Source organism: Chryseobacterium cupriresistens (genome assembly GCF_046614675.1).
Lineage (GTDB): Bacteria > Bacteroidota > Bacteroidia > Flavobacteriales > Weeksellaceae > Chryseobacterium > Chryseobacterium cupriresistens.
The window spans coordinates 1-286 of sequence record NZ_JBKKJT010000043.1; the positions used below are offsets into that span (position 1 = coordinate 1).

The 286-nt window shown below is 67.8% G+C and carries 1 protein-coding gene; it reads left to right on the forward strand.

Going from position 1 to position 286, the window contains the following annotated elements; translation table 11 throughout:
* On the forward strand, window positions 1-286 hold a 286-nt coding region (locus ACLI50_RS22585), incomplete at both ends, for a TolC family protein (protein WP_411414681.1).

Below are 286 nucleotides of genomic sequence, written 5' to 3' on the forward strand. Positions count from 1 at the left end.
AGGCGCAGAGCGAAGCGCTGTTCCGTTCGGTGCAGCTCGCGCTGCAGGCCGACGTCGCGCAGAACTACTTCGAACTGCGTCAGCTCGATTCGGACCAGGACCTGTACCGCCGCACGGTCGAGTTGCGCGAGCAGGCACTGAAGCTCGTGCAGCGCCGCTTCAACGAAGGCGACATCAGCGAGCTCGACGTGTCGCGTGCGAAGAACGAGCTTGCGTCGGCGCAGGCCGATGCGGTCGGCGTCGCGCGCCGCCGCGCGGCGTCCGAGCATGCGCTCGCCATTCTGCT